The organism is Streptomyces sp. NPDC043878, from assembly GCF_056435735.1.
In genome coordinates, this window is the sequence record NZ_JBWKDW010000023.1 from 1 (window position 1) to 23,514 (window position 23,514).

General features: G+C 74.1%; 17 protein-coding genes and 2 pseudogenes. 11 read left to right on the top strand and 8 right to left on the bottom strand.

Translation table 11 applies throughout. From position 1 onward, the window contains the following. Nucleotides 1-199 precede the first annotated feature (199 nt). Nucleotides 200-1,042: an ammonia-dependent NAD(+) synthetase gene (gene nadE, locus AC07AZ_RS27985; protein ID WP_478852461.1), complete on the top strand. Its 843-nt coding sequence runs from the start codon at nucleotides 200-202 to the stop codon at nucleotides 1,040-1,042. Between the two features lie 55 nt (nucleotides 1,043-1,097). Here nadE and AC07AZ_RS27990 read toward each other — a convergent pair whose 3' ends face one another. Then, nucleotides 1,098-1,940 carry a maleylpyruvate isomerase family mycothiol-dependent enzyme gene (locus tag AC07AZ_RS27990; RefSeq protein ID WP_478852463.1) on the bottom strand — a complete coding sequence of 281 codons (843 nt, stop codon included), beginning with the start codon at nucleotides 1,938-1,940 and terminating at the stop codon, nucleotides 1,098-1,100. 241 nt (nucleotides 1,941-2,181) lie between these two features. Between AC07AZ_RS27990 and AC07AZ_RS27995 the strand changes: the two genes are divergently transcribed. Then, a complete protein-coding gene (locus AC07AZ_RS27995; protein WP_478852465.1) occupies nucleotides 2,182-4,239 on the top strand; it encodes an FUSC family protein in 2,058 nt (685 codons plus the stop codon). A 42-nt stretch (nucleotides 4,240-4,281) separates the two neighbouring features. On the opposite strand, the gene AC07AZ_RS28000 is transcribed toward AC07AZ_RS27995, so the two are convergent. After that, nucleotides 4,282-5,517 carry an amino acid deaminase/aldolase gene (locus AC07AZ_RS28000; protein WP_478852467.1) on the bottom strand — a complete coding sequence of 412 codons (1,236 nt, stop codon included), beginning with the start codon at nucleotides 5,515-5,517 and terminating at the stop codon, nucleotides 4,282-4,284. A gap of 422 nt (nucleotides 5,518-5,939) precedes the next feature. On the opposite strand from AC07AZ_RS28000, the gene AC07AZ_RS28005 reads away from it, so the two are divergent. The 5 genes and pseudogenes from AC07AZ_RS28005 to AC07AZ_RS28025 all read left to right on the top strand — a co-directional run bounded on the left by AC07AZ_RS28005 (nucleotide 5,940) and on the right by AC07AZ_RS28025 (nucleotide 10,908). Beyond that, entirely contained in the window at nucleotides 5,940-6,533 is a 594-nt protein-coding gene (locus AC07AZ_RS28005) for a TetR/AcrR family transcriptional regulator (protein WP_478852697.1), read from the top strand. Between the two features lie 350 nt (nucleotides 6,534-6,883). Beyond that, nucleotides 6,884-7,018 (top strand): annotated as a pseudogene (locus AC07AZ_RS28010) (PucR family transcriptional regulator); the annotation flags it as partial. 77 nt (nucleotides 7,019-7,095) lie between these two features. Beyond that, a pseudogene (locus AC07AZ_RS28015) lies at nucleotides 7,096-7,818 on the top strand (class I SAM-dependent methyltransferase); the annotation flags it as partial. A 127-nt stretch (nucleotides 7,819-7,945) separates the two neighbouring features. After that, nucleotides 7,946-9,661, top strand: a complete 1,716-nt coding sequence (locus AC07AZ_RS28020) for a RecQ family ATP-dependent DNA helicase (RefSeq protein WP_478852469.1) — start codon at nucleotides 7,946-7,948, stop codon at nucleotides 9,659-9,661. A gap of 356 nt (nucleotides 9,662-10,017) precedes the next feature. Further along, nucleotides 10,018-10,908 carry an SDR family oxidoreductase gene (locus AC07AZ_RS28025; RefSeq protein WP_478852471.1) on the top strand — a complete coding sequence of 297 codons (891 nt, stop codon included), beginning with the start codon at nucleotides 10,018-10,020 and terminating at the stop codon, nucleotides 10,906-10,908. Between the two features lie 87 nt (nucleotides 10,909-10,995). Here the strand turns inward: AC07AZ_RS28025 and AC07AZ_RS28030 are convergent, their stop codons facing one another. The 3 genes from AC07AZ_RS28030 to AC07AZ_RS28040 form a co-directional block, all read right to left on the bottom strand. Then, complete coding sequence (locus tag AC07AZ_RS28030) at nucleotides 10,996-12,555, bottom strand: FAD-dependent oxidoreductase (RefSeq protein WP_478852473.1); 1,560 nt, start codon at nucleotides 12,553-12,555, stop codon at nucleotides 10,996-10,998. Further along, nucleotides 12,552-13,283, bottom strand: a complete 732-nt coding sequence (locus tag AC07AZ_RS28035) for a methyltransferase domain-containing protein (RefSeq protein WP_478852475.1) — start codon at nucleotides 13,281-13,283, stop codon at nucleotides 12,552-12,554. The genes AC07AZ_RS28030 and AC07AZ_RS28035 overlap by 4 nt, the downstream gene beginning before the upstream one ends. Before the next feature lie 99 nt (nucleotides 13,284-13,382). Beyond that, on the bottom strand, nucleotides 13,383-14,576 hold the full coding sequence (locus AC07AZ_RS28040; RefSeq protein ID WP_478852477.1) for a lycopene cyclase family protein: 1,194 nt from the start codon (nucleotides 14,574-14,576) through the stop codon (nucleotides 13,383-13,385). A 737-nt stretch (nucleotides 14,577-15,313) separates the two neighbouring features. Here AC07AZ_RS28040 and AC07AZ_RS28045 point away from each other — a divergent pair. Genes AC07AZ_RS28045 through AC07AZ_RS28060 form a run of 4 tightly spaced genes read left to right on the top strand, consistent with a single transcriptional unit; the run spans nucleotide 15,314 to nucleotide 20,311 of the window. Beyond that, nucleotides 15,314-16,675, top strand: a complete 1,362-nt coding sequence (locus AC07AZ_RS28045) for a polyprenyl synthetase family protein (RefSeq protein ID WP_478852479.1) — start codon at nucleotides 15,314-15,316, stop codon at nucleotides 16,673-16,675. After that, on the top strand, nucleotides 16,672-18,225 hold the full coding sequence (locus AC07AZ_RS28050; protein ID WP_478852481.1) for a phytoene desaturase: 1,554 nt from the start codon (nucleotides 16,672-16,674) through the stop codon (nucleotides 18,223-18,225). Before AC07AZ_RS28045 ends, AC07AZ_RS28050 begins: the two co-directional genes overlap by 4 nt. Further along, nucleotides 18,222-19,250 (top strand): phytoene/squalene synthase family protein, encoded by a 1,029-nt coding sequence (locus tag AC07AZ_RS28055; RefSeq protein WP_478852483.1) that lies wholly within the window; start codon nucleotides 18,222-18,224, stop codon nucleotides 19,248-19,250. Before AC07AZ_RS28050 ends, AC07AZ_RS28055 begins: the two co-directional genes overlap by 4 nt. Continuing rightward, nucleotides 19,247-20,311, top strand: a complete 1,065-nt coding sequence (locus tag AC07AZ_RS28060; protein ID WP_478852485.1) for a DUF5914 domain-containing protein — start codon at nucleotides 19,247-19,249, stop codon at nucleotides 20,309-20,311. Before AC07AZ_RS28055 ends, AC07AZ_RS28060 begins: the two co-directional genes overlap by 4 nt. A 334-nt stretch (nucleotides 20,312-20,645) precedes the next feature. Here the strand turns inward: AC07AZ_RS28060 and AC07AZ_RS28065 are convergent, their stop codons facing one another. The 3 genes from AC07AZ_RS28065 to AC07AZ_RS28075 all read right to left on the bottom strand — a co-directional run bounded on the left by AC07AZ_RS28065 (nucleotide 20,646) and on the right by AC07AZ_RS28075 (nucleotide 23,228). Further along, nucleotides 20,646-21,812 (bottom strand): oxygenase MpaB family protein, encoded by a 1,167-nt coding sequence (locus AC07AZ_RS28065; RefSeq protein WP_478852487.1) that lies wholly within the window; start codon nucleotides 21,810-21,812, stop codon nucleotides 20,646-20,648. Nucleotides 21,813-21,904: 92 nt separating this feature from the next. Continuing rightward, nucleotides 21,905-22,957, bottom strand: coding sequence for a polyprenyl synthetase family protein (locus tag AC07AZ_RS28070; RefSeq protein ID WP_478852489.1), 1,053 nt, complete (start codon nucleotides 22,955-22,957; stop codon nucleotides 21,905-21,907). After that, nucleotides 22,950-23,228, bottom strand: coding sequence for a polyprenyl synthetase (locus AC07AZ_RS28075; protein WP_478852491.1), 279 nt, complete (start codon nucleotides 23,226-23,228; stop codon nucleotides 22,950-22,952). Before AC07AZ_RS28075 ends, AC07AZ_RS28070 begins: the two co-directional genes overlap by 8 nt. Nucleotides 23,229-23,514 lie beyond the last annotated feature (286 nt).

Consider the following 23,514-nt stretch of genomic DNA (forward strand, 5'->3'; position numbering starts at 1 on the left):
CCCCCCCCCCCCCCCCCCCCCCCCCCCCCCCCCCCCCCCCCCCCCCCCCCCCCCCCCCCCCCCCCCCCCCCCCCCCCCCCCCCCCCCCCCCGGCCGTGTCCGGAGACCCTTCACCGAAGAAGTGCCCTGGCTCTGGGGCGCGCGAGCGCTGCCCGAACCGTCTTCCGGCTGGTCCGGCGCGGCCCAGTACAGTACGTGCATGGCGAAGCTACGCGAGCAGATTCTTGCCGAACTCGGCGTCAAGCCGACCATCGTGCCCAAGGTCGAGATCCGGCACCGGGTCGACTTCCTCAAGGACTACCTGCGGTCGACTCCGGCCAAGGGCTACGTCCTCGGGATCAGCGGCGGCCAGGACAGCACGCTGACCGGCAGGCTGTGCCAGCTCGCCGCCGAGGAGTTGCGGGCCGAGGGCCATGACGCGACCTTCGTCGCGGTCCGGCTGCCCTACGGTGTGCAGGCCGACGAGGAGGACGCGCAGATCGCGCTCGGCTTCATCCGGCCCGACCGGTCCGTCGCGGTGAACGTCAAGCCGGGCGCGGACGCCGTCGCCGCCGAGGCGGCAGGCGGCCTGGGCGACCTGCTGGGCGAAGGACCCGGACTGCGGGACTTCGTGCGCGGCAACATCAAGGCCCGCGAACGCATGGTGATCCAGTACGCGATCGCCGGACAGCTGGGCCTGCTCGTCGTGGGAACCGACCACGCGGCCGAGGCGGTCACCGGCTTCTTCACCAAGTACGGTGACGGTGGAGTGGACCTCACCCCGCTCACCGGACTGACGAAGCGTCAGGGGGCAGCCCTGCTCCAGGAGTTGGGCGCCCCTCCGAGCGTCTGGGAGAAGGTGCCGACGGCCGACCTGGAGGACGACCGGCCCGCACTGCCCGACGAAGAGGCCCTCGGCCTGACGTACACGCAGATCGACGATTACCTGGAAGGCGCCGACGTCACGTCCGACCTGGCGGCGAAGGTGGAGTCGGGTTATCTCGCGACCCGGCACAAGCGGACCGTGCCGGTGACCCCGTTCGACGAATGGTGGCGGCGCTGAGCCGGTCGTGATGTTTACCGAAAGCCGTTGGCCTGCGGCCTGCCTCCGGTGAGGGTCACGGGGCGGCGAACAGGGTCGGGAAGCGGGGCGCGAGCCACGGTTTGCGCCCCCAGGCGAGCACCTGGCCCTGGGCGATGGCCCGCCACGGGTCGCGGCGGCCCAGCGCTATGAGGAGGAAGGCGACGGGGTCGATCAGGATGGTGCAGTCCGACCGGTCGGGCGGCGCCGGAGTCACCTCGACCGCGCCGTCGGTGAGGGTGACGCCGAAGGCCGTGCCGCCGCCCCGGAGGCGGATGGTGTAGCGGGCCGTCAGGCCGGTGGTGGCGGCCGGGTCGGTGACGAACGGCATCACCGACAGCATGAACGGCATGCACAGCCCGACGCGGTCGGGGTCGATCATGTGGGGGCGCTTCACGGCGCGGGCGAGGTCGTAGCCGTGGCCCAGCATGTGGGTGAGCAGGTAGGACGCGAGGACGGCCCGGTCCATGCCGCCCAGCGGTGTGACGAGTGGCCGCCAGGCTGTGGCCGGGTCGCTCGCCGCGTGCCGGTCCACCGCGTCGAGAAACACGTCGGCCTGCTCCGTGATCTTCGCCGCCAGGGGTTCGGCCCCGCGCTCCCCGAACACGGCGAGGGACTGCGCGTTGGCCGCGGCCAGACTCTGCGGCGTGCCGTCCCCGTAGGGGCGTTCCAGGCCCCGCGCGAGGTCGGCCATCAGCTCGTTGGCCAGGGCCAGATGGGCGGCGGCCTCGCCGACCGTCCACTCCGAGCCCGGTACCGCGACCGCGGTGTCGGACACGCCCCGAACCAGCGCGGCTATCTCACCGGCGGTCGCCCGTATCGCTGTGCCGAGCCCGTCGGGCAACGGCTCCCGTACGTCCTGCCGCACCGTGGAATGCACGCCGCCTGCCCCCTCCCGCCTGCGCGCCCCTCGCGTCCGGCGCGCGTTACCCAACCAGACCGCGGGATGCGCGGCAAGCCCCCGCGCATCCCGGGTTCGCCCCTGTGACATGCACTTCCTTCGCCCCGGTCCGACAATGGTCGAGGGCAGGCAGGGCACGAGGACGCCGGTTCACCGTCGGTGGGGATGCCGCGACACGGCAGTGACAGTGATGCGGCCGGAGGCGGAGATGGTCCGCGAGGTGGCTTGGACGAGGTTCCTGCGTCCGGCGGTGCAGACCACGGTCGCCGCCGCCACGGGCTTCTACCTTTTCCTCTACGGCTTCGGCGAACCGGTGGCGGCGCTGTACGCGCTGTTCGCCCCGATCGCGCTCGGGCCCCTGTCCTCCGTCGCCGGAGCCGGCCGGCAGCGGGCGCGCGTGATGCTGTGCGCGCTGCCCTTCGGCGCGCTGCTGGTCGCCCTCGGCACCGCGCTCGCGGCGAGCACCTGGGCGGCGGTGGCCGGCATGGCGGTCGTCGGGTTCGTGCTCGGCTTCGCCCCCGTCGGCGGTCCCCGCAGCGCGGGGGCGGCACCGGGGCTCCAGCTGTTCTACATCCTGGCGTGCTTCCCGCCGTACGCCCCGCAGACGCTGTCGGTCCGGCTCGCGGGGGCGACGGTGGGCGTCCTCGCGCTGGCCGCCTGCAACTTCCTCCTCTTTCCCGGTGTGCCCGCGCCGACCTACCGCCGGCGGCTGGCCGACGCTCTGGACACCGCCGCGTCGGCGGCCGCCGACGGGCACGTTCCCGCCGACGACCTCCGTGAGCGGGGCGAACGCCTGCGGTTCTCGTACGTGCCGCCTGGCTACCGCCCCACCGGCCCGGGACGTACGGACCGGGCGCTGAGCCAGGCCGGTGCCGCGAGCCGCCGGCTGTTGGAGGGCTTCACCGAACTGGCGGCGCGCCGCGGAGCGACCCCGGTCGCGGACGCTTCCTGCGCCGCCCTGCTCGCCCGGGTCGCGCAGGTGTGCGCATCGGCCGGGGCGGCCCTGCGGACCGGCGCGAGCACCCCGTCGGTGGTCGCGCTGGAGGTGGCGATCAGACAGACGCAGGCGGAGCGCGTACGGCAGGCCGCGGCACCTCGACGGCCGGACGTCGGCGTGCTGCGGAGACAGGCCATGGTGCTGGAGGTCGCGGCGGCCACCTGGGTCGCCGTCACCGCCCTGGGCATCGCGGAACGCGGACGGACGGCGCCCCCGGCGGCGGGCGACGTCTTCTGGTACGCGGATCTGCCGGCCGGCCGGCTCTGGGCACGCCGTGCGAGCGCCAACCTCACCCGTCGCTCGGTGTGGTTCCAGAACGCCGTGCGGGTGGCGCTGGGCCTCGCGGCGGCCCGGCTCGTGGCCGGAACACTCGATCTCGCGCACGGCTTCTGGGTGCTGCTCGCGGTACTCACCCTGGGACGCACCACCGTGGGCGCGACCTGGAGCGCGATCCGGCAGGCGGTGAGCGGAAACCTGGTCGGCGCCGCGGCGGCCGGCGTCCTGCTGCTCACCGTGGGCCGGCACACGGACGTCTACGCGGCCCTGCTCGTACCGGCGATGCTCGTGACGTTCGTCCTGGGTCCGCGCTGGGGCATCACCTGCGCCCAGGCCCTGTTCACCTTCCTGGTCGCCCTCGTGTTCGCCCAGGTCACGCCCGTGAACTGGCGCCTGTCCGAAGTACGGCTGCTGGACGTCGTCACCGGCAGCGTCATCGGTCTGCTGTGCGGACTGCTGGCCTGGCCGGCCGGGGGCCGGCGGGAGGTCCGCCGCACGATGGCGGACCTGCTGCGGGCGTGCGGAGCCCTCATCCCGCCCACCACCGACCTGCTGACGGACCCCTCGTCCGCATGCGCGAGCCTGCCGACACTGCCGCTGCTGCACCGGCTGCGGCTGGCCGAGGCCGCGTACGCGCAGTACCGCAACGAACCGTCCGCGGACCGGCCGGACGCGCCCGCCGACTGGCACGCGGTCCTCGTCGTCGCCCACCAGACACTCCTCGGCACCCATCGCCTCCTGCGCTTCGACCTCACCGTGCCCGGCCCTCCCGCATCGGCCGGGGAAGGTCACGCGGACGGTCCGGGCACCCCCTTCCGGCCACGGGCACCCGCACCGCCATCGGCCGCGGCGCTGCTGTCGGCACCGGGCGGTGGACCGGGGGCGGGCACGATGCCGGAGCCGGGGGTGGCACAGCCGGTGCTCGTCGACCTGGACGCCTGGCTCACCGGCATAGGCCGCCGGCTCGACCGGATATCGGCGTCGCTCCCTACGGATCCGGTCTGAGAATCCGGTCTGCCGCGAGGTGCGCGGCCAGGGGAGACAGGCTCACAGGAAGTGGCGGCCCTCGCCGCGATACGTGGGCGCCGTCTCGATCACCTCGCCGCCGCTGACCAGGTGCAACTCGCCTACTCGTTCGCACAGTTCGCCGGCCTTCGCGTGCCGCAGCCAGACCCGGTCGCCGATACGCAGGGTGGGCGCGGGGCCGCCCACCAGGGGGGTCTGGACCTCGCCGAAGGACTCGGTCGCGGTGACACGCAGCCCGGGCGGCCAGGCCGGCGTGGGCATGCGGTCCCTGCCGGGAGGCCCTGAGGCCACCCAACCGCCGCCCAGGAGAGTGGCGATGCGGGCGGAGGGGCGGCGGACGACGGGCAGCACGAAGAACGCCGCCGGTGCGGGCCGGAAGGCCCGGTAGAAGTCGAACAGGCCGGGGCCGTACAGGCCGGAGCCCGCGGCGAGTTCGGTGACGGCGTCCTCCCGTGTGGTCGTCTCCAGGCTGCCGGTGCCGCCGCCGTTGACGAACCTCAGGGGGGTCACGGCCCGGACGGCGGCGACCGCGGCAGCCCGCCGTTCGCCGAGTTCCCCGGCGGAGGAGTGCTGCATCGCCCGCAGGACGGCCCGCTTGAGCCGGGAACCGGGCTGGTTGTCGCCGAGGCCCGCGATCTGACCCTCGTAGCCCATGATCCCGGCGAGTTCGAAGCCGGGGCGCGCCGCGACCTCGCGGGCGAAGGCGGCCGCCTCAGCGGGCGTGTGGACCGGGGATCTGCGCGGACCGAGGTGGAGGCGGCCGCCGGCCAGGCGCAGGGCGGCGTCCAGTTCGAGGCAGACACGGATGCGGGTCGCACGCGGTCCGGTCGCGGCGTCGATCAGGTCGAGGTGTTCGACGCAGTCCACCATCAGCGTGACGCGGGAGGCGAGACGTTCGTCAGCGGCCAGGGCGCGCAGCGCGGTGCGGTCGGCGGTGGGATAGCCGACGACGATGTCGTCGAACTCCTCGGCCAGCCACAGTGCTTCGGGGAGCGTGAAGCCGAGGATGCCCTGGAATCCGGGGCGTTGGAGGACCCGTCGGATGGCAGCGCGCGAGCGCAGCGACTTGCTCGCCAGCCGGATCGGCTTGCCGGCGGCGCGACGCTCCAGGTCGGCGGCGTTGGCGTCGAAGGCGTCCAGGTCGATGACACCGAAGGGGGGTTCGAGCGCGGCGGTCGCGGCCCGGAGCCGGTCGAACCGGTCCGGGGTGGCAGCGACAGCGGTGACGTCAGCGGTGGAAGTGGTCCGGGCGGTCATCGTCCGCCCTCCAGCCGGGAGGAACGAGGGAGGCCCGCTCGCCGCGTCGGCGCGGGCCGGCCCGTCGGCGCGGGCGGGCGCGGTGACGCGGGCCGGCGCGGTGACGCGGGAGCTTCCCCCTCGTCCGATCCGTCCGTCCCGTCCGGAACAACAGTGGCCTTCGGGCGCACACGTGCCTCCTGCGGTGCTCGTGCCAGGTGTCGGTCCTGGCTACGGTCGCCCACCGCCCGGAAGTAAGTCAAGTGTCCAGGTCGCTTGACTTACTTCTGGCGCGAGCGATATCCACCCTGCTCTGCCGGCCTTCTCCGCATGACCGTCACCGGCTCCGGCCGGTCGCGCTCCGGTCGGCGGCCGCGTGGTTGGCTATCCTTGCGGGCGCCGAAGAACCCGCAGGTGAAGCGAGAGGAGTACGCGTGCCCCGCATGGCGGCGAGCGACCGGAGGGCCGAGCTCCTCGAAGCGGCGATCCGGGTCATGGCACGGGACGGCGTGGCCAAGGCCACCACCCGGGCGATCGTCAGCGAGGCCGGCATGACCCTGGGGGCCTTCCACTACTGCTTCACCTCCCGTGCGCAGATGCTCGAACTCGTCACCGAGACCCTCACCGAGCGCTACGTCGCCGAGGTCCGCGGGTTGTTCGCACCGCACAAGGACATCCGCGACAGTGTCCTCGACAGCCTGCACGCCTTCTGGAAGGGCTTCGAGGCCAACCCCGGCGAACACCAGATGAGTTACGAGCTCACCCAGTACGCGCTGCGCACCCCGGGTCTGGAGAGCGTCGCCGAGCGGCAGTACGAGATCTTCCTCGCCGCCTTCGCCTCCCTGCTCGAACTGGCCGCCGACAACGCCGGAATCGAGTGGACCGAACCCGTGCCGGTGCTCGCGCGGTACGTGCAGTCGCTCATCGACGGGCTCAACATGACCTGGCTCGTCGACCGCAACAGCGAGCACAGCAAGGCCGTCCTGGAGATGCTCGCCGACCACCTCCTCCAGCACGCCCGGCCGGCAGCCGGCTGACGAGCCCGGCCCGCGCTCGCGCGACGGACCGTCGCGCGCCGGTCCGTCCCGCGCCGGTCCCGCCCGCCGGCAGGGCGTGCGGCCCGGGCGCCATTCCCGGATCCGGCACTGTCCGGCCGTACGAACTGCGGGGTGACGGACCTGTCGATGCCGGGTGGCGCACGGACGGGCTGGGCAGCCTTTCCGCACACACCCGCATCCCGGGCCACGGTCGTGGGAAACGACCCGACGGTGACCTGGCCCGGGTCGCGGGCACGGTCGTGGCCGCCCGCCCGAGCACCACGTGAACACGAGCGGGGCATGGACCGTCCCGCTCTCCCGAGCGGCAGCCGACGAAAGGGATACCGCCCCTCAGCGTGCGCGCCCTGACCCACCGCCTGGAACGCCTCCACAGACTCGCCGGCGCCGATCGGCCCGACCCGGCCCGCCGCTACCTGCTCCAGACCGCGGTCATCGGCGCCCGCTGGACTGGCCCACCCGGGAACTGTGACCGTGGTCCCTTCGACGGGCGGGCAGCCGAACCGGTGGAGGCGCGAGGTCGGCTCCGCGTACGGTCGGCGGCATGGCTGACGAGGGCTTCACGCATCCACGGCTCGCCGCGATCCACGACCCGCTCGACCCCGACCGCGTTGATCTCGACGCGTACGTCCGGATCGCGGAGGGGTGCGGAGCACGGCGGGTCCTCGACATCGGCTGCGGGACCGGGGTGTTCGCGCTGCTCCTGGCCGAGCGGGGCCTCGACGTCGTCGCGGTCGATCCCGCCGGGGCGTCCCTGGACGTGGCGCGCGGCAAGCCGGGCAGCGAACGGGTCCGCTGGATCCACGGCGACGCGACCGGCCTTGGGCCGCTGCGGGCCGACCTGGTCACCATGACGGCGAACGTCGCCCAGGAGATCATCGGGCCGCAGGCGTGGCGCGACACTCTCCGGGGCGCCTACCGGGCGCTGCGGCCGGGAGGGCTGCTGGTCTTCGAGTCCCGCGACCCGGCGCGCAGGGCCTGGGAGGAGTGGAACCGTGAGACGTCGTACCGCGTGCGCGAGATCCCGGGCGTCGGCGCGGTCGAGAGCTGGGTCGAGGTGATCGACGCGAGGACGCCGCTGGTGACGTTCCGGTGGACCTACGTCTTCGCGTCGGACGGGGAGGTGCTGACCTCCGATTCGACGCTGCGTTTCCGTGAGCGGCGGGAGATCGAGGCCGACCTGTCGGCACAGGGGTACCTGGTGGACGACGTGCGCGACGCCCCGGACCGCCCCGGCCGGGAGTTCGTCTTCCTCGCCCGGCGGCCAGTGGGCGAGGAGGGGCGACACCGGCCGGGCGGCCGGCTGATACGGGCCCGGAACTCTGGGTACCCATCGGCCTCCGCGGGCGCGCTCCCAGGCGTCCGCACCGACCAGCGAACAGAGGGAGCCTGCCATGGGACCCGGACCGGGACCGGAGGAGCCGCGGAGCGCGCGGGAACGGGCCACGCGCCTGCGGGACATCGCGGCCGACGTGTTCGGCTGGGACGCCCTCCTGCCCGAACAACTCACAGCAATGCAATGGGTGTTGGAGGGTGAGGACGCCCTCGTCGTGATGCCGACCGGGTCCGGCAAGTCCGCCGTCTACCAGGTTCCCGCCCTGATGCTGCCGGGGCCGGTCGTGGTCGTGTCACCGCTGCTGGCCCTCCAGCGGGACCAGATAGCCGGCCTCCCGGACGGTGCCGACGGCCCAGGCGCGGTAGCCGTCAACTCCGACCTCGGCGCGGCGGGTACGGAGGAGGCCTGGGACGCGGTGCGCCGGGGGGAGGCCCGGCTGCTGTACCTGTCGCCGGAGCAGCTGGCCAAGGACGAGGTGGTGGAGCGGCTGGCCGCGATGCGGCCCGCGCTGTTCGTGGTGGACGAGGCGCAGTGCGTGTCCTCCTGGGGCCACGACTTCCGCCCCGACTACCTGCGCCTCGAACAGGCCGTACGCCGTCTGGGCGGACCACCGGTGCTGGCGCTGACCGCCACCGCCGCCGCCCCCGTCCGCAAGGAGATCACCGAGCGGCTCGGCATGCGCCGGGCCCGCCTGATGGTCACCGGCTTCGACCGGCCCAACATCAGGCTGGAGGTCCGCCGCTTCCTGGACGACGACGACCGGCGCAGGGCCGTCATCGAGCGGGCCGCGAGCGAGCCCAAGCCGGGCATCGTCTACGCCGCGACCCGCAAGGACAGCGAGTACTACGCGGGTGAACTGGCCGCCCTGGGACTGGCCGCGGAGGCCTACCACGCGGGACTGCGCGCCTCCGAACGCAGCCGTGTCCACGACGCTTTCCTGTCCGGGGAGACCGACGTCGTGGTGGCCACCTCGGCGTTCGGCATGGGCATCGACAAGGAGGACGTACGGTTCGTCCTGCACGCGTCGCTGCCGGGTTCCCTGGACGCCTACTACCAGGAGGTCGGCCGCTCCGGAAGGGACGGCAGCCCGGCCCTGGCCGCCCTGCACCACCGGTCCGAGGACACCGGCATGCAGACCTTCTTCGCCGCCCGCTCCCCGGGCCGCGACGCCCTGGCGAACGTGGCCGGCGCCGTCCACGACCACGCCGGGGACCCCGCCGACCTGGACCTGCTGCGCCAGGACACGGGACTGTCCAGGAACCGGGTCACCGCGGCGGTGAACCTGCTGGAGGAGGCCGGTGCCGTCGCCACGGGGGAGCGGGGAGAGGTGCGGCCCGCCCCCGGAGTGTCCGCCGGCCAGGCGGCCGAGCAGGCCGAGGAGGCCGCGCAGGCGCATCGCCGTACCGACCGGACCCGGGTCGAGATGGCCCGGGCCTACGCCGAGACGACCGGCTGCCGACGGCGGTTCCTGCTCGGCTACTTCGGCGAGGACTACGAGGAGCCGTGCGGCAACTGCGACACCTGCGACGAGGCACGCGCCGCCAGAGAGCACGAGGAGCGGCCCGCCCACCCGGCGGCGGACGCCTATCCCGTGGGGAGCGAGGTGCGGCACGAGCAGTGGGGCGACGGCACGGTCCTCAGCGAGGACAGGGACCGCATCACCGTGCTCTTCGAACAGGCCGGCTACCGGACGCTCGCCCTGGACGCCGTCTCCGGACGCGACGACCTGCTCACGGTGGTGAGCAGACCCGGCGAGGATCGCGCGGCCGGCTGACCCGGCGCCGTTTCCGCCGTTCGCCCCGGGGAACCCGGCGCACGGCCGACACCGAGGACGGGCCGGCGTGAGTCGACATCCACGCACCCGTCGACGAGGTCCGCGGCGGCGCGCAGATCATGTACTACGGCGGTGACATCGCCGAACTCCTCCTCGCCGCAGCCCTGGTGGCCACCTGGCGCCCGGACCGGCGCCGTGTCGGTGTGGTCGCGCCGACGGGGCCGGCCCGGGCCGTGCGGGTGCGACACCGCCGTCTCGAACGGTGTCCCGGCGTTTCCGCCGGAAGGGGGGCTTTTCGGTCGGCCCGATCCGGGAACCCGGTGCCCGTCCGACCGACCGAGAAACAGGAGGCCGTTGTGGCGGACGAGACCGAATCCGCACAGAACCCGGCTGCACGGCAGCCAAGCCCGGACTTCGCGTCGCAGGACCAGCCCCACCCCGGCTGGACCGGGCCCATGGACCCGCCGCCGGACCACGGCGAGGAGTCCTACCGGGGCTCCGGCCGGCTGGAGGGCCGTAAGACGGTCATCACGGGCGGGGACTCCGGCATCGGCCGGGCCGTCGCCCTCGCCTTCGCCCGTGAGGGCGCCGACGTGCTGTTCACCCACCTCGGAGAGGAACAGGACGACGCGCGCGAGACGTGCCGGCTGGTCGAGGACGCGGGCCGCAAGGCGGTCGCCGTCTCCTGCGACATCCGCGAGGAGGCCAACTGCCGCGGCCTGATCGATCGGGCGGTCGCGGAGTTCGGCCGCATCGACGTCCTGGTCAACAACGCCGCGTACCAGATGTCGCAGCCCGACGGCATCGAGGCCATCTCCACCGAGCAGTTCGACCGGGTCCTGCGCACCAACCTGTACGGGATGTTCTGGCTCACGAAGTTCGCGCTCCCGCACATCCCGGAGGGCGGCAGCGTGATCAACTCCACGTCGGTGCAGGCATACAAGCCCAGCCCGCACCTGCTGGACTACGCGATGACCAAGGGCGCGATCGTCACCTTCACCCAGGGGCTGGCACAGATGGTCGCGGAGCGCGGTGTCCGCGTGAACGCGGTCGCGCCGGGCCCGGTGTGGACGCCGCTGATCCCCGCGACGATGCCCGACACCTCGGAGTTCGGCAAGCAGACGGCCTGGGGCCGGCCGGCGCAGCCCGCCGAACTGGCCCCGGCCTACGTGTTCCTGGCCTCCCCGGAGGCGAGCTACGTCACCGCGGAGATCTTCAACGCGACAGGCGGCACCCCGCTGCCCTGAGGTGGAGCGGTGCCAAGGCGAGGTGCCGCCCGTCGCGGGACGGACGGCACCCCGCCGCGCCCTCACGCCCCGTGGCGGTCCGGGCGGTCAGTCGCGCGCCCACCTGGCCAGTGCCCTGAGGGCGGCTCCGCGTCCGCGGTCGGGGACCGTCCACAGGGTCTGGCCGCGCACGCCCCAGCGCTCCAGCAGGGCGTTGGCGGCCAGGAAGCCGCTCGTCGCGGCCCGCTCCATCAGGGCCACCGGAAGACCGGTGCGCACCAGGTCCCCGGCGACGACCAGGCCGGGGTCGGGAGTGCGTACCGCCGGCCGGTCGGCGTATCCGCCCACCGGGAACATCGGACAGTCCGCGCGCCACTCGTGCCGTACGTCGACGACCCTCGCCGTGCGTGTCTCCGGGTACACCTCGTGCAACTGCTCGACGAGACGCCTCTGTTCGACGTCCCGGTCGGCACTCTCCGGCACGGCGTAGGCGTGCAGTTCCACCACCGACCCGCCGGTGCGGCCCGCCCAGCGCGCCGCCTCCTTCTCCCAGCGTTCCAGGACGCTGACGTTGTCCAGCGACCCGTATCCGCTGGTGCCCAGGAAGCCGGGGCGCTCGGCGGCCACCGACCTGTCCAGCCACAGGCGGGAGACGAGGAACGGCGGGGCGCTGCGCAACCGCTCCACCCGCTCGCGCCATCGGCTGTCCGCCAGCCGCGGCGAGTGGGCGACCACCGAGCGCAGGCCGCCCGTGTCCAGGGCGAGGACCACGGTGTCGTAGCGCTGCTCCCCGCCGTCGGCGGCGACGGCGAAGCCGCCCCCGGGCACGGGTGTGACGCCCTCGACGGCCGTCGACGTGCGGACCTCGACGCCGTGTCCCCGCAGGTAGGCGGAGAGGGGTTCCCACAGGGCGGTGGGGAAGGGCTCGTCGGGGACGTCGAAGAGCAGCCCTTCGGACGACCCCAGGAAGTAGATGTGGAACATCAACGCCATCTCCGCCGCCGACAGTTCACGGGGATCGGCGAAGAAACTGCGGGAGAACACGTCGAACGCCAGGTGCCGGGCGGCCGCGGGGAAGCGGATGGCACGCAGGAAGTCGTGGGCACTCACGTCGTCCAGCCGCTCGTACACCTGCGGAACCCGGACGTCGAGCAGGGGCAGCGCCGCGAGCGGGTCCATCGCCGCCAGGTCCCGCAGGCCGAAGGTGGGGCTCAGCGCGACGAAGCCGAGAGCGCTCCACGGCGGTGTGCGCGGGACACGCCGGAAACTGTCCTGGAGGCCGCTGCTGTGACGCAGCGGGTAGTCGGGCAGCCGGGTGAGACGGTCGAGGCCCGGGTCGGTACGGCGGAGCAGGCCGCGCAGGTTGTAGTACTGGCGGAAGAAGGCGTGGAAGCCACGGCTCATCGTCACCTCGGTGCCGTCGCCGAGCTCGGTCGGCCAGCCCGCCAGGCGCCCGCCGAGGGTGGACTCCCGTTCGTAGAGGGTGACGCGGACACCCCGCTCGGCCAGGGCCGTCGCGGCGGCGAGCCCGGCGATCCCGCCGCCCACCACGGCGGTCGTCGCGGACCGCGCCGCCTCGACGCGCGGGGCACCGGCGGCCGCGGGCAACACCCGGGCGTGCCGGTCCCTGCCGCGCCGGGGGGCCGGGGTTCGGCGGGCGGCGCTCATCGGCCGGCCCCCGCCAGGCCGTCGGAGCGAGCCGCCACGAACGTGTGGGTGATGCCGGTCTGCCAGCCGGGCAGCGGCAGGACCCGCACGCGGTCGAATCCGGACCGTCGCAACCGGTCGGCGAAGACGTCCGCCGTGTCGAACTCGACGACGCTGCGCCACAGATGGCGGTACAGCTCCCCGTCCCCCAGCGCGGAGGCCACGGGCAGGACGATCCCGCCGCACACCGCCGTCCACACCCTTCGGTGCCGGGTCCGCCCGCTGAGGGCGTACTCGTGGACGGCCAGCCTGCCCTGGGGCGCCAACAGGTCGTGCACGGTCTTCAGCACGGCGTCCGGCTCGGCCGTGTTGCGGAAGAGGTACGCGGCGAACACCGCGTCGAAGGGGCCGTCCACCCCTGCCTCGGCCAAGCCCTCCGCCGGCGCGTGCACGAAGGTCACGTGGTCCGGCCAGCGTTTGGCGGCGGCCCGCTCCAGCATGCCGGCGGACGCGTCGACCGCGGTGATCCCGGCGCCGGGCAGCACGGTGGAGAGGGCGGCGGTCGACGCGCCCGTGCCGCAGCCCAGGTCGAGCACCCGCAGCCCGTCGCCGTGCCGCGGCAGGCCCAGCCGGCGGGCGGAGCGGCGCAGGTGGGAGTGGTAGCCCGGGTTGGCCGCCACCAGGGTGTCGTAGCTGCGGGCGGCCCGGTCGAACGCGGTGGCCAGTGCCTCGTCGCGCAGCAGGGTCATGCGGTCTCCTCGTCGAAGTGGAGCGGGGTGCGGGGATGGGGTGCGGGGTGCGGGGGAGCGGGTCGGAGGGTGCGGGGTGCGGCGGCCGGCGCCGTGCGGTCAGGGCCCGGGGAAGGGCCGGCGGGGGAGGAACGGCAGTTCGGCGGCCGAGCGGAGCATCGGTAGAACGGGCGTACGCAGCCCGATGCCCAGGTCTTCGAGCAGGCGGGTACGGCCGTCGAGGAAGCGCAGCAGCCGCGCGCTCGGGACGTGCGTGAACAGCCGGGTGAAGAAGGTGGCGCCGTCGACCCGTCCGCTGTCCAGGGCGCGCAGCAACACGGCGTCCATGGCCCGGGAACGCGCCGAATGGGCCGGTGGGGGCAGCGGGTGCCGACCGGCGCCGAGCGCCTCGGCGACGGCACGTGTCTGACGCTGCACCGCGGCGAACGTGTAGCCGGTGGCGGGACGGGTCGCGCCGCCCGCCGTACCGATCCGGAAGACCGACGCGCCGGTCTGCCGGGCGAACGGCGCGTCGGTCATCGGGATCACGCCGGTCTCCGTCGACACGATCTCCGTGTCGGACAGGCGCAGGATGTCCTGCGTGTAGTGTCGCAGCGCCGCCCGGTACTCGTGCGGGGCCAGCACCGCGGGGGAGAACTCGGTGTACTCCACCAGGGCCTCCCGCCGGCTCACGGGCAGGACGTAGCCGAACGACAGACCGTGCGCCGGCTGCGGGGTGCGGAAGTCCATGAGGCCCACCACGTCCGGGTCGAAAGCCGGGCGGCGGCAGCGGACGAACCAGCCGTGGAAGTGCTGCAACAGTGTCGTGCGGGCGGCGGGCAGGCTGCCCAGCGGGCGGGAGTCGAACACCCAGCGCGCGCCGATGTCCACCGCTCGCCCGTCCGCGGTGCGGGCGCGCAGTCGGACGCCGCCGGTCACGTCCTCCACCGTCTCGACCGCCGCCTCCACGCCGCGCACGAGCGGGCTGGACGCCAGGTCACGGGCGACCAGGTTCTCGAAATCGTCCGAGCGGAGCATCTTGTAGCGCAACGGCGCGATACCGCGCTCGATCGGCTGCCCGCCGGGCGCGTGCACCCGCAGCCGCTGCCAGGACGCGGTGAGCGCCGCGTCGTAGGGGCCGGCGCCGGGTTCCCAGAAGCACCATGTGCGCCGTGGGGGCCGCAGCGCGCCGGGGGGCGCGTTCACCAGTACCACGGAGACCGGGCGGGCCGCGGGCGCGTGCCGGGCCAGCCGGTGCGCGAGGGACAACCCCGCGGCTCCCGCGCCCACGATGGCGACGTCCGCCTCCAGCACGACCCCTGCCTCCTCATACGTCCTGTGTCCGGCGCGCCTGTTGCGGCGAGCCTGTGGGGTGCGCGTACGCGGCGCTCCCGCGGATGCGTGTGCGTCCCCGTGTCGTGTCGGCACATGTCGTGCAGGCACACGGTGTGTCCGCACCCGCCGGGCACGCTCACGTGGTGCACCCACATGGCGTGCACCCACATGTCCGTCGTCCACGTCTCGGCGTGCACGCGACCCGGACCCGCACCGCTATGTGGGCCACCCACGTGCGTGCGACGCACATGTCTGCCCGACACGTCCGTCCCGCACACATCTGCCGCCCCACACGTCTGCCGCCCACACATCCGTCCCGCACCTGCTTGCCGCACGCTCCACCGGCTCGCCCTGCCGCAAGCATTCCGTCCCGCGGACCCCTGCGGATGCAGGCCACGCCGACTCGACACCCGCGGGAGCCGAGGCCCGGCGAACCGTCAGAACCCCGCCCACGGCAGGGGATCGGGGCACCTGTCGTCGTGCCCCACGCGCCGCGTGGGCCGCTGAGGCGTGCGGGGTGTCCTGACAGAGATGCCGTTCCGAGGCGCGGCGGGCGTGGCACAGATGTCCCGAAGCCGCGCCGCCGCCGGTGGCGTGGCGGTGACGCGGACGGCGGCGGGAGGACTCGCCCTCTGTTTCGTCACTCGCGCATCCGTGTGCGCCCGCCGCGCGGAATGCCTATTCGGATGTCAGCTGTCACGACGAGAGGAACCGGGATGCGGCCCAGCAAGGCGAAGGACCCCCGTGCGGCCGGGCCGCCCAGTGCGGCGCACCGTGCGTGCCCTCCGGCCTTCGCGGGGCCCGGAAGCCGACGTCCCGCCGACACCGGCCAGGTGGGCCGGCCCTGCGCCCCCGGTCCGGAACAGGGCGCCGAGCCGCACCCGGACTCACCGGAGACGTCCGGCCCGCACGTCATCGACCAGGACGTCCCCGCAGCCGTGGGCCGCGTCCTCGAACGACTGATGGAGGAGCGCGTCAGGAGCGCCACCGCTCTGGACCCGTCCTTCGGCCATGACGTGGCCACGCGCGTCGCGCGCTTCACTCTGGACGGCGGTAAACGCACCCGGTCGCAGTTCACCTGGTGGGCGCTGCGCGCCTGCGGAGGCGGTACGGCCGAGGCGGAGGCCGCCCTGAGTATCGGCTCCGCCCTCGAAGTCATCCAGACCTGCGCGCTGGTCCACGACGACGTGATGGACCGTTCGGCGCGCCGCCGCGGCGGTCCCGCCCTGCACGCCGACGTCGCCGCCCAGTACGCCGACCGCGTCCCGCCCGCGCAGGGCGCCCGGTTCGGTGAGGCCGTCGCCATCCTGGCCGGCGACCTCGCGCTCGCCTGGGCCGACGACATCGTCGCGGACACCGTCCTGGCGCCGGGTGTCCGCTCCCGGGTGCGTGACCTGTGGAGCGCCATGCGGACGGAGATGGTGGCCGGCCAGTACCTGGACCTGCACGGCCAGGCCACCTCCTCCCGGTCGGTGGCCCGCGCGATCCGTGCCGCCTGTCTGAAGAGCGCGCTGTACTCGGTGGAGCGGCCGCTGGCGCTCGGTGCCGCCCTCGCCGAGGCCGACGCCGACACGACCCGGGCACTGTGCTCGGCCGGCCGCTGCGTCGGCATGGCCTTCCAGCTGCGCGACGACCTGCTCGACGTGTTCGGCGACCCGGCGCGCACCGGCAAGCCGGCGGGCAGTGACATCAGGGCGGGCAAGCCGACCTACCTGGCGGCCGTGGCGCAGGCCCGTGCCGAGTCGGCGCGCGACCGCCGGGCCGCCGGCGTACTGCGTGACTCGCTGGGCCGCGCCGACCTGTCCGACGGGGAGCTGGACGAGGTGCGGGAGGTCCTCGTCGGCACCGGAGCGCGGGACCTGGTCGAGGAGAAGATCGGCCGGCTGGTCGCTCAGGGAATGCGCCACCTCGACGGTGCCGCTCTCCCGGGCCGCGGCCGGCTGCGTCTGGCGCAGCTGCTGCGGGCGGCGGGTGGGGCGTCACCCGAAGCCGACGGCCCCCCGGTCCCGGCGGGGACCGAGGAAGGCACGCCCGCGTCGCTGCTCCTCGCCGCCACAGCCGAAGGAGCCCCCCGATGAGCCGTACGCTTCCCGGCCGCACCGACCACGTCGTGGTGGTCGGCGCCGGTCTCGCGGGCCTCGCCGCCACCCTGCACCTGCTCGGCGCCGGACGCCGGGTGACGGTCGTCGAACGCGACGAGACCGCGGGCGGCCGGGCCGGCCTGCTCCAGCGCGGCGGCTATCGCATCGACACCGGCCCGACCGTGCTGACCATGCCGGACATCGCCGACGAGGCGTTCGCCGCGGTCGGCGACAGCCTGCACGACCGTGTCGACCTGATCCCGCTGCACCCCGCCTACCGGGCCCGCTTCGCCGACGGCAGCTCCCTCGACGTGCACACCGACGCCGAGGCGATGGAGGCGGAGGTCGCCCGGTTCGCCGGAGCCCGGGACGCGGCCGGCTACCGGCGGCTGCGCCGCTGGCTGGAGCAGCTCTACCAGGCCCAGCTGCACCGGTTCATCGACACGAACTTCGACTCGCCCCTGCAGCTGCTCACACCCGACCTGGCGCGGCTGGCCGCCCTCGGCGGCTTCGGCCGGCTGGACCCGGGCATCGGCCGCTTCATCCACGACGAACGCCTCCGCCGCGTCTTCTCCTTCCAGGCCCTGTATGCGGGCGTCCCGCCGGCCCGCGCCCTCGCGGCGTACGCCGTCATCGCGTACATGGACACCGTTGCGGGCGTCCACTTCCCGCGCGGCGGGATGCACGCACTGCCCCGCGCCATGGCGGAGGCCGCCTCCGCAGCGGGCGCCGACCTGCGGTTCGGGCAGGAGGTCACCCGTCTCGAACGCTCCGGGGAGCGGGTCACCGCCGTCGTCACCGCCGACGGGCGCATCCCCTGCGACGCCGTCGTCCTCACCCCCGACCTGCCCGTCACCTACCGGCTGCTCGGCCGGACGCCCCGCCGCCCCCTGCGGATCAGGCACTCGCCGTCCGCCGTGATCCTGCACGCCGGCACCGACCGCACCTGGCCGGAACTCGCCCATCACACCATCTCCTTCGGCGCGGCCTGGCGGAGCACCTTCGACGAGCTCACCCGCACCGGACGTCTCATGAGCGACCCCTCGCTGCTCATCACCCGCCCCACGGCCACCGACCCGGGCCTCGCGCCCCCCGGCCATCACCTGCACTACGTCCTCGCGCCGTGTCCCAACACCGACATCGGGCCCGGTGCCGCGGAGTGGGCCGACCTGGCGCCGCGCTACCGCGACAGCCTGCTGAGGGAACTCGAACGCCGCGGACTGGACGGCATCGGATCGGCCATCGAGGAGGAGTGCCTGGTCACCCCCGCCGACTGGCAGGCCCAGGGGCACGCCGCGGGCACGCCGTTCTCCGCGGCCCACACCTTCGCCCAGACCGGCCCCTTCCGCCCCCGCAACCTGGTCGCCGGCACGGTCAACGCCGTACTCGCAGGGTGCGGCACCACCCCGGGCGTCGGTGTGCCGCCGGTGCTGCTGTCCGGCAAGCTGGCCGCCGCCCGCGTCACCGGAGGCACGACGCGCAGGCCTGGCCGCACCCGCACCCGCACCCGCTCGCGTAGCGCCGCGCCGGAAGGGACCGCCTCATGAGCGACCGTGAACTCGACGCGGCGGCCATCACCCACCCGCGGCTGCGGGAGGCGTACACGCGCTGCCGCGAACTCAACGCCCGGCACGGCAAGACGTACTTCCTCGCCACCCGGCTGCTGCCCGTCGAGCGCCGGCCGGCCGTGCACGCCCTCTACGGCTTCGCCCGCTGGGCCGACGACATCGTCGACTCCCTCGACGCGGCCACCACTCCCGACCACCGCAGAACGGCACTGACCGAACTCAGGCGCAGTCTGGAGGACGGTCTGCGCACCGGGCACAGCAGTGAGCCGGTGGTCCTCGCGCTCGCCGACACCGCCCGACGCTACGACATCGACCACCGGCACTTCACCGACTTCATGGCGTCCATGCGCAGCGACCTGGACGTCACCGACTACCCGACCTACGACGACCTGCGCACCTACATGCACGGCTCCGCCGCCGTCATCGGACTGCAGATGCTGCCGGTCCTCGGGACGGTCACCCCGCGCGAGGAGGCCGCACCGCACGCGGCCGCCCTGGGCGTGGCCTTCCAGCTGACCAACTTCCTGCGGGACGTGGGGGAGGACCTCGACCGCGGACGCGTCTACCTGCCCGCCGACCTGCTGCGGGCGCACGGTGTCCACCGGGAACTCCTGTACTGGAGCCGGTCCACCGGCCGCCGCGACCCCCGCATCACCCAGGCGCTGCGCGCCATGGAGGATCTCACCCGGCAGGTCTACCGGGAGGCGGCGCCGGGGCTCGCGATGCTCGACCCGGTGTCGCGCCCGTGCATCCGCACCGCCTTCGTGCTGTACGGCGGAATCCTGGATGCCGTCGCCCAGGACGGGTACGCGGTGGTCCACCGCCGCGCGGCCGTCCCCCTGCGCAGGCGCGCCGCCGTCGCACTGGACGGACTGGCCCGCGTCCTGGCGGCCCGGCTCCGCGCACGCCCCGGCCAGGGACGCGTCATCGCCCCTCGCACGGGTGAGACGGCAGCGCCGGCGCCCGGCGCGTCGTGCCGGCCGGTACCGGAGGAGGCCGCATGAGATCCGAACGTCCGCCCCGCCGACGGCGCTATCCGCTCTCGCTGCGCAGCCGTCCCGTAGCGTGGGAGAACCAGCGGCCCACCTGGCGGGACGCGAAGCCCGCCCTGATCGCGGAGGCCCTCAAACGGGCCCAGACCCGGCCCTCGGGCAACTGGTACGTCGTCGGTGCCACGCGTGACCTGCGCGCGGACCGGCCGCTGGCGCGGACGGTCGCCGGTCAGGAGATCGTGATGTGGCGCGACGCCGACGGGCGGCTCGTCGCCGGCCCCGGCGTCTGCCCGCACCTCGGTGCGCCGCTGCGGGACAGTCCCGTGCGCTGCGGCACGCTCGTGTGCCACTGGCACGGACTCGCCCTGAACGGCGCGCCGTTCGCGGCCTGGGAGCCACTGCCGGCGCACGACGACGGCGTACTGCTGTGGGTGCGGCTCGACGTGGCCGGCGGGGAGGCGCCGACCGCGGAACCGGTCGTCCCGGTCCGGCCCGCGCTGCCCGGCGCCGTCTCGGCGGTCTACACCACGGTCGGCACCTGCGAGCCGGAGGACGTCGTCGCCAACCGTCTGGACCCCTGGCACGGCGCGTGGTTCCACCCCTACTCGTTCGTCGACCTGACGGTGGTGTCGGCGCCGGACGTCAAGGGCTCCGCCCCCTCGACGGCGGCAGGCGGTTCCGCGTCGGCGGGTACGTCCGAGGCGGACGGCGACCGGTTCGCCGTGGACGTGTCGTTCAAGCTCGCCGGACGGCTCGTGGTGCCGGTCCGGGCGGTGTTCACCGCTCCCGAGCCGCGCACCGTCGTCATGCACATCACGGACGGGGAGGGGCAGGGCTCGGTCGTGGAGACGCATGCCACCCCACTCGGCCCGGACGACCGGGGCAGGCCCCGCACCGCGGTGGTCGAGGCGGTCGTGGCGAGCTCCGACCGCCGGGGCTTCGTCGTGGCCCGCGCGGCGGCCCCGCTGCTGCGCCCCCTGATGAAGGCGGCGGCGGGGCGGCTGTGGCGCGACGACCTCGCCTATGCGGAGCGGCGCTGGCAACTGCGTTCCACCGGCCGCTTCCCTGGCTGACCGGCGCGTGCGGGACGCCGGAGACGGAAGCGGCGGCGGATACGGCGACCACGGGAGCGGTACGCGGGGCCCTCACGGAGATCGGGCCCGCGCGGGACCCGGCGGGCCGCGTGCTCTTCGCCGCCGGAGGCGGGGTGGTGCTCAGCCACCGGCTCTCCCGGCCTTCGTGTTTGCCTCCGCCGTGACGGCTCGCGGACCACCCGGAAGGCGCTCGTGCACGGTCGGCCGCTCGGCGTGCCACATCGCCCGCCCGCGCGTCACGGAGACCTGACGTGCGGCTTCGTCATCGCCCGCCCGCGCGTCACGGAGACCCGACGCCGGCGGCCGCCCGCGCTCAGCCGACCTGGGGAGCGGGCGGGCTCCAGCGGCGGGCCGGCGGCGGCGTCGAGGAGATGCCGTAGTCCGGCTTCAGATGCTCGGGGATCGCGTAGTGCATGACGCGGCCCCGGGTCAGCGCGGAGAGTTCCAGGACCGTGGTGAGGTGGCCGAGGTGGTCCAGGGCCCAGGCGCCGAGCGGCGAGCGGTCCTCCAGCGTCTCCAGGATGCCCAGGAGGGTGGGAGCGGCCTTGGTGACGGTGTCCCAGGCGGTGCGCGGGACCTGGAGCCAGTCGGCGCAGGTGTCGCCGATCAGGTAGCGGATCAGCGCGGAGACCACCGGGTCGAAGAAGGTGCCGGGGACGACTTCCTCGTACAGGTCGATGAGCTGGCGGGTGAGGTGGGCGCCCTCCGGGGACGGCCCCATGTGCCGGATCATGTAGAGGTCGAGAAACCGGCGGGCCTGGCCGAGGTCCGCGGGCATCCGCTCCACGTCGACGCCGAGCATGGCTCCGACCACCCGCCAGGCGTAGAAGTACGCCTCGGCTCCTTCCTCGCTCATGTGGACGCCGAGCCGGTGCAGGGAGTCCAGGACCAGCAGGGAGAAGAACATCTGCCCGCCGATCATGTCCTCCTGGGAGATCGGCGTGCCGAGTGTCTCGACGTCCCAGCGGTTCTCCCGCTTCAGGTGGTGGCGGACGGCGGCGTGCAGCAGCCGTACCTTCTGCACGGCGGGAACGAACCGGCTGCCGGCCTCGAACGCGTCGGGCTGCATGAGGTACACGGTGAACTGCCCGGTCTCGGCCATCCGCCTGGAGGGGTAGGCCAGCGCGTGCGTCGCCGACAGCAGCTTCGCCACGTGCGGGACGAGATAGCAGGCGGGCATCGACGCGAAGGACAGCGCCGTCGAGATGTGCACGTTGTTGTCGATGAAGAAGAGCCGGGCCTTCTCCATCTCCGCCCAGTCCACCCAGGCCGGCGGCGCGGCGGTCTCGGCGAGGTACGCGCGGGCGACGTCGGGCAGGCCGTCCGGCAGGGGAGCGCCCGCGGTGGAGACGTAACGCATGAGCGTGTTGAACTTCCCCACCTCGCCGCGCTCGAAGAGGGTGTGCACGACCGTGTCGGCGAGTTCGTCGCCGGACTGCCGCAGAGCGTTCATGGCGGTCTCGGTGTAGGTCGAGGTCATCACGGCTTCCTTGGCTCATGGCGGGGGCGGGCGCTGGGGTCTGCGAGAACAGGGGGCGTCGACTCGGGGGCTACCGCCGCTGTCGGCCGGCTTCAGTAATGCCGGTCCGTCGCGGAGCGCGCGAGGACGGTGAGGGCGTCCGTGGCGTGCCGGGGCAGATGGAGGCTGTGCAGGACCTGGGTGGCCTCCTCGACCCGGAGTGTGATCATCTGCTCGATCCGGTCGGGCGCCTTGAGGCGGCGCATCATGTCGCGCACCGTCTCCAGGCCCTCGGTGTCCAGGTCGCGCCGGCCGAGCAGGAGGCGCAGCCGTTCCCGTTCGGGTTCACGGGCCAGGCGCCAGGTCTCGGCCAGCAGGGCGGTGGGCCGCTGGGTGCGCAGATCGTCCAGGCCGCCCTTGCCGGTGCGGGAGGGATCACCGAACAGACCGAGCAGGTCGTCGCGGAGCTGGAAGGCCTCGCCCAGCGGGAGCCCGTACGCCGACAGTCCCGACCGCATCCGTTCGCCCGCGCCGGCCAGCACACCGCCGATCAACAGGGGCTGCTCGACGGTGTACTTGGCGGTCTTGTACCGGATCACCTGCAGGGAGGCGGAGGTGTCCGGCGGCGCGCCGGTGCGCAGGATCTCCAGGCATTCACCGGCGATCAGCTCGCGGGCGAGCGCCGACCACAGGGACCGCGCCCGGGCGAGAAAGGCGGCGGGCAGGCCGCTGGACGCGAACAGCTGCCCGGCGAGCGCCATCAGCAGGTCCCCCACCAGCATGGCCAGTGACCTGGCGGCGGCCGTGGCGGCCGGACGCCCGCGTACCGCCGGGCGCAGGGCGACGTGCGCGGTGGCGCGGCCGTGCCGGAGGGGGCTGTCGTCGATGAGGTCGTCGTGCACCACGGCGGCGGCGTGCACCAGTTCCATGGAGGCCGCCGCCCGCAGCAGGGCGTCACTGTCCGGCTGACCGGCGGCACGCCAGCCCCAGTAGCAGAACGCCGCCCGCAACCGCTTGCCGTCGGTGACCGCCGCCTCCAACTGCGCCGCGACCGGCGCCAGTTCCGGATCGATCGCGATCAACTGGTCTGTCTCGTGTGCCACGAACCGGCTCAGTACGCCGTCGATGCGGGCCTTGAAGGCGGCCGGCTCGTAGTGGTCAGGCACCGTCGCGGGCCTGCCGTGACAGGACGTGCTGGGCGAGGACCTCCAGGTGGGCGGGCGGCACGGTCGCGTACCGGTCGAGCACCAGCCGTCCGCGTGCCCGCAGGTCCCGCTCCGCCTCCGCGGCCAGGTCGGCGGCGTCCGTACGGCGCAGCAGGCCCCGCAGGGTTCCCACGGCCGACCCGAGGGTGCTCACCGCCAGATCGGCGAGTCCCGCCACCACCAGTACAGCCCGCTCGTCGATGCCCTCCGCGCGCCCCGTGTCCCGCGTCATACCTCTCCATTCCACCCGTCGCTACGGCGGCACCGGTCACGCACCGTCCCTGCGAGCATCACGGCGCACCGGCCGCCGGGTCGGACGAACTCACCAACGGGTGATCACCTCGCAAGAGCGTGCGCATGCCCGCCGGACGCCGGACGCCGGACGCCGGACGCCGGACATCGGCCACTCGCCACCGCCGGCGGGAGGGTGGCCCGGCCGTCGGGGCGGTCAACGCGCCGAGGGGTACCGAGGCGGTTGAGGTACGGAAGGCCTCACCTCCGGCGAGCGCCACCTCCGG